The sequence below is a fragment of the Nocardia fusca NBRC 14340 genome, from assembly GCF_001618425.1.
Taxonomy (GTDB): Bacteria; Actinomycetota; Actinomycetes; order Mycobacteriales; family Mycobacteriaceae; genus Nocardia; species Nocardia fusca.
On the sequence record NZ_BDCU01000022.1, the window covers coordinates 80340 to 97449 of the forward strand.

Below are 17110 nucleotides of genomic sequence, written 5' to 3' on the forward strand. Positions count from 1 at the left end.
CTACGGCGACGATTCCGTCGCCGCCGACGGGGTCCCGGCCTGATTCCTCTCATGAATACCGGGCTGGTCGGCGCAGGAGGTGATCTGATCCACGAGGTCGCGCAGCGGGGCCAGGAGATCGGTCAGTTCGGCACCGTTGAGCGTGTAGAACCGAAGGGTGCCGCGCCGTTCCACGGTGAGCAGTCGCGCAGCCCGCAGGATTTTCAGGTGATGCGAGACGGCCGGCTGGGAGAGCCCGAGTTGCGCGGCGATTTCCCCCACGCTCGCTTCCCCGTCCGCTTTCAGCAGCAGGGCGATGATCGCCTGCCGCCGGTCGTCTCCGAGCGCGGTGAACAGTGGCTGACATTCGGTGAATGTGCCCAGCACGCTTTCCACGGTGGGGGTCACGCCGTCTCCCGAGCGGAGAGCCGGTTCCGCAGATCACGCAGGCGGGTCACCGGCAACGCCCGGGTTTCGCCTTCGGCGATCCAACCATCGAGCATCAGCCTGGTCTGATCGGCCACCTTGGTGAAATGGGCTTCCAGGTAGCGGTCCAGGTCGAACGGGGGCAGCACCCGCAACAGCCGCAGTACCGACCGGGCCACCCACTTCGGCGCGCGAACCCGGCGGCCCCCGGCTTGCGCAGCGACCACCGCCGAGGCTTCCCCACCGGCCTCGACCGCCGGTCCTATGTCGGAGAGCAACGCGGGCAGCGACCAGCCCGCCGCCTCCAGCGCAGCGATATAGGGCACCATCAGCGCGGCGACGTGTTCGCCGGTACCGGCCCGGGCGGAACGGCGGGCACGCAGGCCACCGGCGCGCAACGCGCTCGCCACCGCCGCCCGAGCCGGGTCACCGAGCACCTGCAATGCCGAACCGGGTGGCACCCAGTACGCGATCCCCGGCGCCGGTACCTCACCGGTCAACGGCGCGGCATAGGCGAACAGGGACGGCACCACCTGCACGATCTGCTCGGCCGGCCACACCCGCTCCAGCACGGCCCGATCGTGCACATCCTGCCCGATGGTGACCGCACTCGCGTCACCGACGGCGTCCCGCAAGCCGGGCAGCCACGACCCGCGCAGCGCGGTCGAGGACACACACAACCAGACCATGTCCCAAGGCCCGTCCGGGGGCTCGGTGTGTACGCCCTCGGGGCGCAGTTGCTCGGCGACCGGTCCGCCGAACCGGCGCAGCCGATACAGCGTGCGCCCGGGGCCGCCCCAACCCGCCCGCTCGGGCTTGACCAGATAGGTCACGTCCGCCCCACCGCGTGCGAGCCGCAGCCCGAAAACCTGGCCGAGCGCACCGTCGCCCACCACAAGGATCCGCATCCATCCTCCATCCAAATATTTAAATGGAAGAATATATGATCCCGGCTCCCTTACTTCCCAAGAGACGACGAGCGCCCTCGCGATGGCTCCGAGGCCGGACTGAACGTGTGCCCGCGCTCGTACGAGTGAGCCGAGGAAGTCATCGAGGTCCTGGGAACCGCCCGGCCCACAGTTCTAGACCATCCACCTCGCACAGCCGGTCGCGATCGGTCGCGAGAGCCCGTTCATTTGCCACCGACGATGACTCCTCACCGCCGGATGTTCTCGATCAGCTCCGCCAGCTCCCGGACGCGGCGATCCCCGCCGCCATACCGCGCGTCCATCTGGCCCTGCAATCGCATCAGCCGGTCCACCGCCTCATCTCGCCGGCCCGTATGGAGAACGCACTCGGCGAGCCGGCGTTGGCAGTACATGACCTGATCGTCGTAGGGACCGCGTTCAGCGGTGAGGTCATCGATCAGGGCCCGGTAGAGATCACCGGCCTCGCCCCAGTCCTCCGAGTCGAATCGCAATCCGGCCAGTTCGATCCGCGCGTCCACCACATCGGCATCCCGCGGCCCCAGAATCGGGATCGCCTCGCCGACAACCGTTTTCAAGTGCCTGATCGCGGGGTGGTAGCGGGACTCGTCCGCCAACCGGCGCGCCCGGTCGATTGCTCGGTGGAGATCGCCACGACTCACGTCTCCAGTAGGTACCGGAGCAGCCGAGGCACTGGGACGCGGCTCGACCGGAAGGATCACCGCCGAGTGGTCGTCACCGGGGACGGCGGCAGCGACCGCGACCGCGTACATACGGGCGGGACTGTTCACGTCGTTGACGAGGTCCCCGAGCGGTGTGGCATGGCGCATCAGCACGGTGTGGACCGTGCTCGCCCCGGCCGGGCGGCTCTCCGGCTTCTTCTCCAGCATGCACATGATCAGCCCGGCCATATCGGCGGGAGTTCCGGGCCGCTCGACCCGGATGTCCGGCGCCGCTCTGGATACCTGCTGTGACCACACCGTGTACGCGTTGTCGCCGGTGACCACCCGGTCGCCGGTGAGCAATTCGTGCAGGATCAGGCCGAGGGCGTAGAGGTCGGTCTGCGGTGACACGTCACGGGATTCGATCTGTTCGGGCGCCATATACGCGGGAGTCCCGATCGTCTGGCCGGTGGTGGTGTACCGGCTCAGCCCCGCGTCGAGCGCGACGGCCAGACCGAAATCGAGCACCTTCACCGTGCCGTTGTCGCAGAGCATAAGGTTCGAGGGTTTGAGGTCACGGTGGTAGATGCGGTGCCGGTGGGTGGCGGCGAGTACCGCGGCGACCTGCGCGCCGAAAGATGCCACCACGCCGATCGACAGCGGCCCTCGGCGCACGAGCAGGTTTTCGATGGTGACACCTTCCACGAACTCCATGACGAGGAAGGGACGCGCGGCGGCACCCTCGCTGATCCCGGTGTCGAAAATGGCCGGCGTGCCCGGATGACTCACCGTCGCCATCAGTTCCGCTTCGCGTAGGAACCGCTTGGTCCACTCGGGATCGGAATCGAGGCCGGTGTGGGTGATCTTCACGGCGACCCGGCGTTTGAGGTTCCGGTCGAAACCCTCGTACACCTGCCCCATACCGCCGGCACCGACCTGACGGATGAGTTCGTAACGGCCCCCCACGACCTCCACAGGCCACCTCCGTGCAATTCGAATGCGGAAACTTACTCGCCGGGCGAGAGCGGACGCAACAGACCGGCCGCCAATCCCCGATAGCCCAGGCGCACCACTCGCTCGATCTCGGCGCGACGCTGTTGCCATTCCGTTTCGAGCGTACGGAGGTCGGCGAAGGCCGCCGCGTACCGGCATTGTTCCGGAGGTGGAAGGCGCGGCACGCCCACCTGGTGGAGGTCGATATTGCCACCGGGCACCTCGTCGAGGGCGGCCCGCAACACGCCCGCCAGGAATTCCGGTTCGAGTACGTCGGCATCCGTGCGAACGAGGTCGATCCCAGGTCCGAGCAGAACACCATCTCCGGTACACACCTGCACCACCGCCTCATCACGCACGACCGCGATATCGCCGGGCCGAATGAGCACCGCGCCCGCTACCTCGGCGGTACCACGTCGTGAGGGAGGACGGCACAACCGGACATCTTTGGCGGTCAGCATCGGCTTATCACCGTCGGCGGCCAGGACGGTGGGTGGCGACTGCCGGAATTCGACCATCCCCGCCTCGGCGAGCTCCCCCAGGGAGACCATGCCGTATAACTCCGCGACCGGGCCCAGCGGCGGGGGCGGGTCCATGGGCTTCGCGAGCAATTCCGCGCGGAGCGCCGAATACCTTTCGGCCGCTCCGGTGTCCGGGCCGCCGGCCGGGGTGAGGTCGATGCGCTCGTCGAGTCGGTCGACGATCCGCACCGCGTACGGTGCCGCGACCGGGTGCAGCGGGTCGTCCGTGAACATCTCCCACACGGCGGCCACCAGGTCCGGGTCTCCCCCGCCATCGATCAGCAGGAGATGCTGCGGCCGTTCTCCGTTCGGCTCCATCAACAGCCAGAGGTCACGTTCGTCCAGCCCGGTCACCAGCGCGCGCAGGGTCCCGTCGCGCAGCAGCGCGCGCCGCAACGGTCGCGCCCGCCGGCTCACCGCGGCAGCGGCCGGCATGAGCACGCCCACCGCACCGGAGGCCGAAGTCATGGTGAGACATTGCCGTATCCATGCGGCGGCGCCGTCCCCCGTTTCCCATCGCGGATCTCCGTCGTCACCGAAATACCGGGCGTCGTAGACCTCGGCATCGAAGGCCTGTGCGGCCAGTTCGTGCCACATGAAATTCCCCCTCTCTTCTGCGCGATCCGGCCAACCGGAACCGGCCCTCCGCACCGACCGCAACCGCCGGGACAACGGTCGGCATTGCGTCATCTCATTCCTCGTCCAGCGGTACCAGGACCCCGGTGGTCAGCCCGGTGAACACTTGGTCGGCGAGCGCGTCCGCGGCCGACGCCGCGCGGAGCACCGCGAGCCGCAGTTGGAAGAATCGCCGGAACAATATCCCGTACTGCTGCTGTTCGGACGCCGAGACGACCGGAATACGCAGTCTGCTCGGATCGAAGCGCACGGTGGATGTCCGGGTGGCCGAGACACCGTCGGCGCCCGAGAGAAATCCGGCGAGGAACCAGGGATCGAGCAGCTCTCGGTCGACGCGAAGCGTGTGCAGGTGGGGACCGCGCACAGCCCCGGCATCTTCCGGGCCCGCCACCCGGATATTCCGGCCGTTGCCGTGCTCCCCGCGAACCGCCGGGATCAGGACATCGCCGAGTTCGATCGCGACCCGATCCCCCGGATTCGCCGAACTCGTCGTCGCCGAGGCCGCCCGGCCGGTCGCCACGTCGGCGGCGGTCAACACTTTTCGATCGCCCCCGGTGGCCGGTGTATCGGCCGGCGGGTGGGCACGGATCCACTCCAGCTGCCCGTGTTTCGCGAGGTCGGCGACAGTGACCCGACGCCAGGTCTTCCCCCGTGTCTCCGTCCAACCGGCCAGTTCCGCGCGCGCTGCCGCGAACTCCTCCTCGGCCGCACCGAGCCGGGCCACCGCGGCGTCGACCCGGTCGGCGACGCCGTCGGAGTCGACCGGCGCATGGACATAGAGTGCGGGGGTCAGGTCGACGGCATCGTCGAGCACATCGATACAGCTCACCGCCGCTGCGGCGGTCGAGACCTCGGCGGGGTCCTGTCCTTTGTCGAAGGCGCGCCAGGCGCCGGCCACCGACTCGGTGACGACATCCCACGCGATCCGGTCTTCACCGCTTCCCGCGGGCAGCCGCGTCGTATCGACGAACAGCATCGTGTCGGCCGCGCGCGCGTCCGGCTCGGGCCGGCGCAGCACCCAGATCTGCAACCCCACATGCCGCGGCGGCGCCGCCCCGGGGGCGAGCCCGATCACCGCGCGGAGCACCCCGAAACGAACCAGGTTGGTGCGAATCCTGCGCCCGGAGGGCCGCGACGCCACCGCCGGCGGAAGCAACACCACAGCCGTGCCTCCGGGCCGCAGATGCGCCACCGCGTGCTGCACCCAGGCCAGTTCGGATTCGAGCCGGGGCGGGAGCCCGAATTCCCATCGGGTGTCGAAAGCGAGTCCGGTGACGCCCCAATCCCGGTCGCCGTAGGGCGGGTTCGTCAGGACCGCGTCCACCTGGAGCTCGGGAAACGAGTCGGCCTGCAAGCTGTCGCCGAGCCGGATATCGGGGTCGAGTCCGGTTTCGGCGGTCACCGCCAATCGAGCCCGCTCCACCTGCACCGGCGTGACGTCCTGTCCGTAGAGTTCGACAGCGCCCCGGCTCGCCGCCGCCGTCAGCAATCCCCCACCGCCGCAGGCCGGGTCCAGCACACTACGGATCCCGGCGGCCGGGCCACACGCGAGTTCGGCCATCAGCGCCGCGAGCCGTTCGGGCGTCGGATACACACCGGTAGTGGGTTTGTCCTCCATGGCCCGCTCCGCCAGGGCGTCGACCGCGGCCCGCGGGCCCGCGGATCGTCGCACCTGGTCCAGCAGGGTCACCGCGCGGCGGGCGAAATCGACAGGTACGGCCTCGGATTTCCCGGCGACCCACCCGGCATCGGCTCGGCGCAGCGCACGCATGAGGTGGGCGACATCCTCGGGTGTCGCGTCCGCGCGGATCAGGGTCCGCAGCTCGGCCACCGGTGACACCGCCGGTGTGATGCCGTGTCCGGACAGCCACGCCTGGACCTCGGCCAGATCGAACAGGGGCCGGGCATCGCTGCCGCCCACCGCCTTGGGGAAATCGTCGTGCCGGCGCCGCCAGTTGCTGACCGTCGCGCGGGTGACACCGGCCAGCCGGGAGAGTTCTGCCGCGCTGACCATGCCGGGCTCGGGCATACCACTCCTCTCCGATATTCCGTCCACACTCCCGCAACATTGAGCAAAATGCAACTCCATAAAACATGTTGACATTGCTTTCACGCTTCTCATACGTTCAACACATTCACGGCTGGGTTGCTGCCACAGCCTGCTGCTCAACAGATCTCGGGAGGAAACCATGCTCACCACCACACGCACCCTCGGCGCTCTCCTCGTGCTCGGCGCCGCGGCCGCACTCGGCGCCGCGTCACCCACCGCCGCGGCCGCACCCGCCAGCGGGTCCGCCGGCGGTTCGTCCGCTGCCGGGTGCGGCCCGAGAACGGACGCCGACATGATCTTCCTGAGCAGATCTCATTTCGACGAGGAGTCCTGTTCCGTGCAGGACGCCGCAATCCGGCTCGCACACAGCGATTGCCAGTGGCTCGATGCCCACGGCGGTTCCGCGCACAATCGGATCGCGCTCGCCGAGGACCACCGCGGCACAGTCGAGTATCCGTATACCTTCGTGGCCGCGGCGGTCGACGCCTACTGCCCGCAGCACCAGCACTGAACAGGACCCGTGATGACTCACCAGAGCCCAGCGGCCGTCTCGGGCGGTACCCGCGCAACCCGCAGTGGCGCCGGACCGTGCACCACCGCGATATCGGCCTCCGGTTCGCGCCGCCGCGCACGTCCCGGCCCGGCCGCCATGCCCCCGCGGTCCACCGTGCAGGCTCCCGGCTGCCGGAGCCGGTGGACGGCCGTGAACGAATCATCGTTCACGCACGAACGAGCGGCTCTGGCTCGAATCCGCACGGCACTGCCGGAGACCGGATGGTGGCGGGCCTGGTCCAACTTCAGCTTCGCGACCGCGCGCGGCGACTTGTACGAAATCGACCTGCTGATCGCGGCTCCGAGCGGGCTGCACACGGTCGAACTCAAAGCGTGGCGCGGTCACCTCACCGCCACCGCATCGGGCTGGATCCAGACCAACGAATCCGGCACGGAGATAGCGCACGGCTTCCCGCTCCGGCTGGCCGCCGACAAGAGCGCGGCACTCGCTCGCCTCTTCGCGGCGGTGGGAGAAGACTTCTTCATCCGTCGTCTGTTGTGTCTGACCGACGACCGCCTGCATGTCGAGCTACCGGCGCGCGACCGCAGATTCACCGTGTCCGTCGACGAACTCGTGGTCCGGCTGACCCGTCCCACCCACGATGCGCGCCAACGGATGACACCCCGGCGAATCGACCAGCTCGAGCGAGCGTTGGAGTCGACCGGAATCACCGCGACCGAGGAGCTACCTCCCCCACAATGAACTCCTAGGGGACCCTCGGCAGACTGCGCAGAGAAATCGGAAACGAACAGCGGTCCGCGAGCGGTACTAAGTTGATTCGTTCGATCGTAGACACAGCAGGAGCACTCTCGATGACCCTCGCGCAACCGAGTGACGACCTCAACGTCGCGCCCGGCTCCATAGTCGTGGTCCGCGACGAAGAATGGCTGGTCACCGCCCGCGAACAAGGGTCCGACGGCTGGCTGCTGCGGGTGCGCGGTCTGTCGGAGCTCGTGGCCGACACCACCGCGACCTTCTACAACTCCCTCGACGAGATCCAGGTCCTGGACCCCGCCGAAGCCGAGGTCGTCCCCGACGGCTCTTCCGGCTACCGCGACGCCCGCCTGTGGCTCGAGGCGCTGCTGCGCAAGACCCCGTTCCCCTACGGCGACCAGACCCTCACCGTCTCCACCCGCATGCTCGCCGATTCCCTCGGCTACCAGCGCGCCGCGGTCGCCAAGGCCCTCGACCCTCGCCTCATCCGCCCGCGGATCCTGCTCGCCGACGCGGTAGGTCTGGGCAAGACTCTCGAAATCGGCATGATCCTGTCCGAGCTCGTGCAGCGTGGTCGCGGCGAACGCATCCTCATCGTCACGCCCCGCCATGTCCTCGAGCAGATGCAGCACGAGCTGTGGTGCCGTTTCGCCCTGCCGTTCGTGCGACTCGATTCCGCCGGCATCCAGAAGGTGCGCCAGAAGCTCCCCGCCACCCGCAACCCCTTCACCTACTACAAGCGCGCGATCATCTCGATCGACACCCTCAAAAGCCCCCGCTACAAAGCGCATCTGGAGCGCCAGCACTGGGACGCGGTGGTGATCGACGAATCCCACAACCTCACCAATATCGGCACCCAGAACAACGAACTCGCCCGGGTGCTCGCCCCGAACACCGAAGCACTGATCCTCGCGTCGGCGACCCCGCACAACGGCCGCGAGGAATCCTTCGCCGAACTCCTACGCCTCCTCGACCCCACCGCGGTCGCCGCCGACGGCTCGTTCAGCAAGGACGACGTCTCCGCCCTGCTGATCCGCCGCCACCGCCATCACGACGAGGTCGCCGCGGAGGTCGGCAGCGATTGGGCCGAACGCGCCGAACCCGTGCACAGCCTTGTCCAGCCCTCGCCCGCCGAGGACGCGGTCGCCCGCGAACTCGCCCAGGTCTGGCTGCATCCGAGCACCGGCGCCTCCCCGTACTCCGGCGAAGCCAAATCCCTGTTCCCCTGGACCCTGGCGAAAGCGTTCCTTTCCTCCCCCGCCGCGCTGCGCGAATCGATCGAGCAGCGCCGCCGGAAGCTGACGGAAAAAGGCGGACCGCACACCCCCGAGCAGCGCACCGAACTCACCGCCCTCGACACCCTCGCCGACCTCAACGACAAGGCCTTCACCGAATCGGCCGGTAAACAGGCCGCACTCGTGCAACGCCTGCGAGAGATCGGCGTCGGCCCGAAGTCCGATATGCGCGCGGTCGTCTTCGCCGAACGCATCGCCACCCTCAAGTGGCTCACCGAAACCCTCCCTGACGCACTGGGTCTGAAACCGGAGAACATCGCCATGCTGCACGGCGGCCTCTCCGATATCGAACAGCAGCAGATCGTCGACAGCTTCAAACTCGAGACCTCCCCCATCCGCGTCCTCGTCACCGGCGATGTCGCCTCCGAGGGCGTGAACCTGCACGCCCAGTGCCATCACCTCATCCACTACGACATCCCCTGGTCCCTGATCCGCATCGAGCAGCGCAACGGCCGTATCGACCGCTACGGCCAGCGCCGCCCACCCGTGATCTCGTCGCTGATCCTGGAACCGTCGGATCCCGAATTCTCCGGCGACCTCCGCGTCCTGTCCCGCCTGCTGGAGAAGGAGAACCAGGCCCACACCACCCTCGGCGACGTCGCCTCCCTGATGGGCAAACACAGTGTCGGCGAAGAAGAGTCCGCGATCCGCGACGTCCTGGCCCGCAAAACCACCCTCGACGACCAGGTCCGCAGCATCGACGAAGTACTCGACGGCGACGATATCGACGCTTTCTTCGCCCAGATGGACCTCGAAGCCGACGAAGCACCCGAACTACCCGAACAGCCCCGCCAGAGCCTGTATCCCGACGACATCTCCTTCCTCGACGAAGCCCTGCGCGCCGCCTTCAACGACGTCCCCCACGCCGACCCGGCAGCCGGCGGCGTCGGCTGGACCGTCCACCGCGACCACGGCATCGCCGAACTCGTCCCCCCGAAAGACCTGCGCCAGCGCCTCATCCAGCTCCCGCAGAACTACCTTCAGCACGGCCGCGTCCTCGAACGCCTCAAACTCGCCACCTCCACCCAGGTCGGCGACGCCCAGCTCCGCGCGGCCAAACAGGGCAAGGGCATCGACAACACCACCTGGCCCGAAGCCCACTTCCTCGGCCCCCTGCACCCCGTCCTCGATTGGGCCAGCGACCGCGCCCTCGGCGCCCTGGGCCGCAATCAGATCTTCGCCATCCGCGGCACCCTCGACACCCCCACCGTCCTGCTGATGGGCACCCTCATGAACCGCCGCGGCCAGCTCGTCTCCCGCGTCTTCTCCACCGTCGTCTTCCCGAACCCGGACAGCCCGTCCTTCGCCCTGGTCACCACCCACTCCGATCTCGACTTCCTGCTCACCGACACCGGTCTGCGCCCCGGCACCGCCAACCCCGGCGCCCTTCCCGACCCCCAGCGGTTACGCGAGCTGATCCCGATCGCCGTAGACAAGGCCGGCGAGTCGATGAAACTCGTTCTCGACCAGCAGGAAGCCACCGCCACCGAACGCCTCGCCGCCTGGCGCCGCCGCGCCGACCGCTGGTATTCCGCCGCCGAACAACTCGACCTGTTCGGCAGCCAGAAAAGCAAAGTCGACAAACTGTCCCGCCGGATCGCCGAAGAGCAGCGCCTCGCCGAATCCCTCGCCCCCACCCAGCAACTGGTGCGTCCCCTGCTGGTGATCGTCCCCGAACAGGAGCAGTAACCGTGGCTTCCTTCGATTCCATCGTCGTCGGCGAGGACTGGATCAGCGAACACTACTTCACCACCGATTCGGTGAAGGAGTCGTTCCACGGCAATGTGATGGAGCTCCGCAAAGGCTGGGACGCCGAAGCCAAGGAGAGCCGCGACACCGTCCGCAGCCGCTTCCTCACCGCCGCCCGCGACCTGCACACCGCCCTCGCCGCCCTCACCGAAAACCCCGACGCCGCCCCCAAAGCCCACGCCCACCTCCGCACGGTCTTCGGCTACCCCGGCGAACTCACCGACTTCACCGCCGAACGCGCCGGCTCCGACCTCCTCATCCCCGCCGCCCAACTCGCCGGCACCCCCGACATCCTGTTCCTCCAAGCAAACCCGGCCGCCACCCTCGAAGACCTCCTCGACCCCGACACCGGCCACCTCATCACCCCCGCCACCGAAGACGGCAAACCCATCGAATCCCTCTCGAAAGCCGTCTCCGCCGCCTTCCGCTCCGACACCCCACCCGCCTTCATCGTCGTCCAAGCCGGCCAATGGCACCTCCTCGCCGAAGCCGAACGCTGGGCCGAAGGCCGCTACCTCGCCGTCGACCTCCTCGTGGTCGCCGAACGCAAACACGAAGCCCGCGGCGGAGAGGTCGACCGGACGGCCGCGATCTTCGGCGCGCAATCCCTGAAACCGGACGCCGACGGCAATATCTGGTGGGCCGGGGTGCTGGAAGATTCGGTCAAGCACACGGTCGGAGTGTCCAAGGACCTGCGCGAAGGTATTCGGCTCTCCATCGAAATCATCGCCAACGAGGTGGTCCGGCGGCGCCGCGAACGCGGGCTGACGATGGACGGTGTCGACGCGAACGAACTCGCCAAACACTCGCTGCGGTTCCTGTATCGGATCCTGTTCCTGCTGTATGCGGAAGCGTCCCCGGAAATGCAGGTCCTGCCCACCGGCGCCGCAGAATACGAGGAGGGTTACGGTCTCGACCGGCTCCGCGAACTCACCCTCACCGAACTGGTCTCCCACCGCGCCCGCACCGGGACGCATCTGTACGAGTCGCTGAAGAAACTCTTCGACCTGGTCGACCAGGGGCACACGCCAACGGTCCGCGAGAACATCACCGACGATCCCGCGCCCGGCCTCCAGTTCAACCCCCTCCGCGCTGACCTGTTCTCGCCGATAGCCACAGCACTCATCGACGAGGTCGGGCTCGGCAACGAGGCGACCCAGCAGGTGCTCGAACACCTCCTGCTCACCAAGGAGAGCAAGTCCCGCAAGGGCGCCGACCGGGGGTTCATCAGCTACGCGGAACTCGGCATCAACCAGCTCGGCGCGGTCTACGAGGGCCTGATGTCCTACACCGGGTTCTTCGCCGAAGAAGATCTGTACGAGGTCGCCAAGAACGGCGACCCCGAAAAGGGTTCCTGGGTGGTGCCGGTGGACCGCGCCGACCACCTCGCGGAATCCGATTTCGTCCGCGCCGAAGACCCCAACACCCACGAGCTGAAACCGGTCGTCCACCGCAAGGGCACCTTCGTCTTCCGCCTCGCCGGCCGCGAACGCCAGCAGTCGGCGTCGTACTACACCCCCGAAGTACTGACCAAGTTCGTCGTCTCGCAGGCACTCGAAGAACTGCTCGACCAGAACGGCACTCGCACCACTCCCGAAGAAATCCTCCAGCTCACGATCTGCGAGCCCGCCCTCGGATCAGGCGCGTTCGCCATCGAAGCCGTCCGGCAGCTCGCCGCCGAATACCTGACCCGCAAGCAGCACGACCTCGACAAACGAATCGAACCCGACCGATACCCGGTGGAATTGCAGAAGGTGAAGGCGCATATCGCCCTGCACCAGGTGTACGGGGTGGACCTGAACGCCACCGCCGTCGAACTCGCCGAAATCTCCCTCTGGCTCGACACCATGGTCGCCGGCCTCCAAGCCCCCTGGTTCGGCCTGCACCTGCGGCGCGGCAACTCCCTCATCGGCGCCCGGCGGGCGGTCTACCAGCCGACTCATCTCGCGAAGAAAGCATGGCTGAAAACGGTCCCCAAAGATATCCCGCTGGGACAGGAGATCGGCGCGGGCATCCACCACTTCCTACTCCCCGCCGACGGCTGGGGAGCGATCGTGGACACCGCCGAAGCCAAAACTTACGCACCGGATAAGCGAGAAGAACTCCGACTGTGGCGCAATGACATTCGCAAATCACCGTCGAAGGACATCACTCGTCGACTGACAGCCCTGGCGCAGCGTGTGGAAATACTCTGGGAGCTGACACTGCGGCGACTCACCATCGCCGAAGAATCCATCCGCCGCGATCTGCACCTGTGGGGCGGAGTACCTGTCGAACCCGGCCCCGGAGTCAGACGGGAACAGATCGAAGCAATCCTGTACGACGAGAACGGGGCCTACCGCCGACTGCGCCGAGCGATGGACGCTTGGTGCGCGCTCTGGTCCTGGCCGGTGACGATTGATGTGGCAGCACCGGACTGGGGTCAGTGGGTCGGCGGGCTCGAAGCAGTGCTCGGCGTCGCGCCGAAAGCCGGGAAGTTTGAGAAGTACGGGCAGACCAGTATCGCCGGGGACCTAAGCTGGTACGAACTGGATTCCGCGGAGGACACCGATCGTACGTTCGCGCAAGCGAAGCCGATCAACGCGGCAGTCCAGGAGTTTCCGTGGTTGGGCGTGGCGGCGGAAATTGCCCAAGCACAAGGATTTCACCATTGGGAACTGGACTTCGCTGCGGTGTTCGCACGTGGCGGATTCGATCTACAGGTGGGTAACCCGCCGTGGGTGCGACCGGACTGGGATGAGGCTGCTGTGCTGGCAGACTTCGATCCATGGTGGCAGTTGGCGGATAAGCCATCGGAAGCCGCCAAGCGGGAGAAACGAACCGCGACGTTAGCTGTCCTCTCCGTGCGTACGGCATTTCTTAACGAGCGTGCGAGCCAGACGGGACAGAGCGAGCATTTCGGATCTGGAATCGATCGGCCAGTCCTCGGAGGTCTGCAGCCAGACATGTACCGATGCTTCATGGAACGCACCTGGCGTTCCATAGGAGCGAACGGGATCGTCTCACTTATCCATCCGGAGAGTCATTTCACCGAGACGCGGGCGACTAAGCTTCGACGGGCAAGCTATCGGCGTTTGAAGCGTCATTGGCAGTTTCGCAACGAACTGAATTTGTTCTCCGAGGTGGACCATAACAAGCAATACGGTGTGCACGTATACGGTGTCGACTCCGAGGTGAAGTTTCTGCAGGCTTCAGCCCTGTACCACCCCGACGTCCCAGTTCGATCACTACGCCACGACGGAGACGGCCCCACCCCTGGTGTGAAAGATCCTGAGGGGCGATGGGATATGCGGCCGCATGCTGAACGCATCATCGAGGTCACCGAGACTGAACTTACCGACTGGGCGGCCCTGATCGACGAACCAGGAACTCGTGCTACTGAGGCACGAATGTTGTACCCGGTCAACCGCGCCAGTGTTGAAGTGCTAGAGAAGATCATCGCCTCACCTCGACTGACAGACACCGGCTTCCATTGGACCGCAGGATGGCACGAATCGGCCGACCGCAAACTCGGCTACTTCGAATCAGGCTCTACCGTCCCCGAAAGTTGGAACGATGTAATCCTTCAGGGTCCACACTTCACGACCGCCACTCCGATCTATCAACAGGGCAACCCGTCGATGCGGAGCCAAAACGATTATTCCCGGATTGACCTAGACGGCATTTCGGAAACCTTCATCCCAAGGACCAACTACCAGCGTGCACGGCGCTTCGAGGATTACATCGCAGCATACCCCCGCTGGGAAACAGAATCGAGCACATGCTTTTTTCGGCTGGCTTGGCGCGAGATGTGCAATAGCGGGCACGTTCGCACGCTCCAGTCTGCCCTGCTACCACCCGGCCCAACCCATGTGAACGCAGTCCAAAGCCTCAGCTTCACCGGCGACAATCGAAAACTCGCGGTCCTGGCCGGTGTCAGCCATTCCCTAGTAGCCGACTTTGTGATCAAGGTTATCGGCAACTCCCACATCAAGGCCTCTATCTGGCTCCAACTCCCGTGCCCAGTCGGCCACCTTCTAACAGACCAACTGATACTGCGCACCCTTCGTCTTAACTGCCAGGTATCCGCATTCGCCGACCTGTGGAGCGAGCTGTATCAAGAGTCCTGGCAAGGGGATTCGTGGACCCCCAAGGCCTCGGCGCCAACTGACACCACCCTCGCCACCTCCGGACCCATTTGGACGTCCGAAACCCCCCTCCGCCGTGCCGCCGACCGCCGCCAGGCCCTGATCGAAATCGACGCAATCGTCGCCGTCATGCTCGGCATCACCGCCGACGAACTCCTGACGATCTACCGAACCCAGTTCCCCGTCCTCCAGAAGTACGAACGCGAAGCCCTCTACGACGCCAACGGCCGCCAACTCCCCACAAAACTCGCCTCCGAATACCGCAAAAAGGCCGGCCTCCCCACCTCCGACCTAACCGTCGACGGCATAACCTACGAGGAACCAATCAGAGGCGTCGACCGCGAACACGACATGCAATTAGCTCACGCACACTTTTCGAAACTATATACAGGGCACCGCCAACGTAGGTCAACAGCAGCCCACCGCTAACACGAGTCCAGAGACCGCCAGATCACCCTACCTCGGCATCGACCCCAACTACCCAGTGACCTTCACTAGAATCGAATACGTGGTTACAGCAAGGCAAGGATAACGAACCAGTGGCTTCCATTGACCCACGGGAAAGACCCAATACACGTCGCCTATACTTTGCAAGCCTTTTCGCAGCAGCCGTCGCGCTCATCCTTGTGCGATTCCTCCTCTTTCCGAATAAGTCAAACTTATCCACGATCGAATCGACAACTGCGCAACTCCTGGACGGCCTGATCTCCGCCACAATCGCCGCGGCAGCAGTCGGCGTCGGATACGTCCTTTTCGTATTGCAGGATGACAAAATAAAAGTTGAGCACCTTCCAGCTCGCGAGATTCGCGAGGAACTCGACCGAGCAGCACGCTCATCCCGCGAATGGAGAATAAAGGCTCGCACAGCAAGCTATTTCACTCGATGCCTGCTCCCGGTTCTGCTCAATAAGAACGGTTCAATCCAGGTCAAAATACAAATGCTAGATCCTCAAATTGACTCACTGATGAACCAATACGCAGCATTCCGCTCATCCCATCCTGACGCGGCGCTGTGGTCATCGGACCGCGTAAGGCACGAAATCTGCAGTTCAATCCTACTCCTCGCCATATACGCAAACCGATACCCGCGACTCGACGTCGACATACGCCTCAGTTCAGCTTTCTGGGTTCTAAGCATCGACTGCACCGAAGATCGTATATACATTTGCGGTCAGAACAAAGGCGATGCCGCCCTTGTTTTCCGCAAAGGTACCGAGTTTTTCGAGCATTTCATGGACGATTTCGATGCCACGTTTGCATTATCCAGAACGATCAGACCGCAAATCAACGGCTTCACACTGGAAAATCTAAATAGAGAACTTACCCTTGCAAATCGCATCGCCGTAACCAACATGTACAACGCACTAGGTTTCAGCACTCTTTCCGACGCAGATATCGACGAGATCGTTCAAACTGCAAGGAGTAAACACCATTACAACTAATGAACCAAACCTCTCGGACTGGCTTTCCGCTCAGACGTGGCCCGACTGCAAGGCAATGATCGTCGCACATCAAGGCGACAGCTACATTCACCCCTACGGTTTCGCAGTATTCCGGACTGCAGTTGACCTCTTTCAAGGTTGGCAAATTCGAGTCCATATTTGGCTCAAGCGAGAACTTCACCTGCCATGCGATATCAGGGAATCGCTTATACATAGCCACGGATGGGACCTCCACTCTTCTGTAGTCGTCGGTTCGCTCAGTGAGGTAACTTTCGACGTCTCATTCGAAGCTTCTTCCAGCTTACAGATATTCGAGGTTAAGAGTAGTTACGGCGTCGGCGAGAGCACGTTGAGCGCGACTGGAGAAAGGATAGACGTAAAAGCTACCTCTCACCTCGAACGACATAGGAGCGATCCAGTTTACCGAATTCCCGCCACACAATTCCACTCAACTGTGCGCCATTCAAGAGAACTAGCCGTCTCAGTTGTCGCGACCCAATTGAATTCAGGAGCACCGTCCTACGTAGTGGCGCCAACTGGACGTGAAATTATTCAGAATCGACGCATCGAAATAACTGATGCCGACTCGATCATACGCACCGCGGATTCGAGATATAGACTAGAAACCGGTAATTCTGATACCTGGGCCTCGTTCATCTTCATTCAGCGAGCGGATGAATCTGTCCTTATGCTTAAAACTATTCGAAATCCTCGGCTCTGGATGCCCGTGGGCGGTCGGAATGATCCCGAAGACATTGATCCTGCCGACACCGCCCTGCGCGAGCTGACTGAAGAGGTTTCAGTACGAGCATCAGCAAAGTCCCTGGAGCACCTAGAAGTGACCAATCGTGATGTCGGCACTGGCAATATCCACTTCTGGCGCCTGAAGGTGGAGAATATAGAGAGTCTTACTATTCCAAGAGATGAAATAGCGGATGCTCAGTGGTTCTCCCTAAATGAGTTGGACCGAATTGAATTGTTCCCGGCTACTCGACGGGCACTGTTGAAACTTCGGCATAACTAGAGATCTTCTTGAC

Annotated in this window: 11 protein-coding genes; 6 read left to right on the forward strand and 5 right to left on the reverse strand. The window is 64.6% G+C overall.

The window, feature by feature from the left end:
• The 5 genes from NF4_RS13170 to NF4_RS13190 form a co-directional block, all read right to left on the reverse strand.
• The gene (locus NF4_RS13170) at positions 1–387 is read right to left on the reverse strand and encodes an ArsR/SmtB family transcription factor (RefSeq protein ID WP_063814572.1); all 387 of its coding nucleotides are present in this window, start codon (positions 385–387) and stop codon (positions 1–3) included.
• Complete coding sequence (locus NF4_RS13175) at positions 384–1313, reverse strand: ketopantoate reductase family protein (protein WP_063127639.1); 930 nt, start codon at positions 1311–1313, stop codon at positions 384–386. Before NF4_RS13175 ends, NF4_RS13170 begins: the two co-directional genes overlap by 4 nt.
• A gap of 248 nt (positions 1314–1561) precedes the next feature.
• Positions 1562–2968 carry a serine/threonine-protein kinase gene (locus tag NF4_RS13180; protein WP_232330444.1) on the reverse strand — a complete coding sequence of 469 codons (1407 nt, stop codon included), beginning with the start codon at positions 2966–2968 and terminating at the stop codon, positions 1562–1564.
• Positions 2969–3000: 32 nt separating this feature from the next.
• Entirely contained in the window at positions 3001–4104 is a 1104-nt protein-coding gene (locus NF4_RS13185; RefSeq protein ID WP_063127640.1) for a hypothetical protein, read from the reverse strand.
• A 94-nt stretch (positions 4105–4198) separates the two neighbouring features.
• On the reverse strand, positions 4199–6172 hold the full coding sequence (locus NF4_RS13190; protein ID WP_063127641.1) for an N-6 DNA methylase: 1974 nt from the start codon (positions 6170–6172) through the stop codon (positions 4199–4201).
• 160 nt (positions 6173–6332) lie between these two features.
• Between NF4_RS13190 and NF4_RS13195 the strand changes: the two genes are divergently transcribed.
• The 6 genes from NF4_RS13195 to NF4_RS39245 all read left to right on the forward strand — a co-directional run bounded on the left by NF4_RS13195 (position 6333) and on the right by NF4_RS39245 (position 17097).
• Complete coding sequence (locus NF4_RS13195) at positions 6333–6704, forward strand: DUF732 domain-containing protein (RefSeq protein WP_063127642.1); 372 nt, start codon at positions 6333–6335, stop codon at positions 6702–6704.
• Positions 6705–6896: 192 nt separating this feature from the next.
• The gene (locus NF4_RS13200) at positions 6897–7448 is read left to right on the forward strand and encodes a nuclease-related domain-containing protein (RefSeq protein WP_198165326.1); all 552 of its coding nucleotides are present in this window, start codon (positions 6897–6899) and stop codon (positions 7446–7448) included.
• A 110-nt stretch (positions 7449–7558) separates the two neighbouring features.
• Entirely contained in the window at positions 7559–10444 is a 2886-nt protein-coding gene (locus tag NF4_RS13205; RefSeq protein WP_063127644.1) for a helicase-related protein, read from the forward strand.
• A 2-nt stretch (positions 10445–10446) separates the two neighbouring features.
• Positions 10447–15060, forward strand: a complete 4614-nt coding sequence (locus tag NF4_RS38595) for an Eco57I restriction-modification methylase domain-containing protein (RefSeq protein WP_063127645.1) — start codon at positions 10447–10449, stop codon at positions 15058–15060.
• Between the two features lie 110 nt (positions 15061–15170).
• Positions 15171–16073, forward strand: coding sequence for a hypothetical protein (locus NF4_RS37755; RefSeq protein WP_157120280.1), 903 nt, complete (start codon positions 15171–15173; stop codon positions 16071–16073).
• 55 nt (positions 16074–16128) lie between these two features.
• Positions 16129–17097, forward strand: coding sequence for an NUDIX hydrolase (locus NF4_RS39245; RefSeq protein ID WP_084533098.1), 969 nt, complete (start codon positions 16129–16131; stop codon positions 17095–17097).
• Positions 17098–17110: the final 13 nt, after the last annotated feature.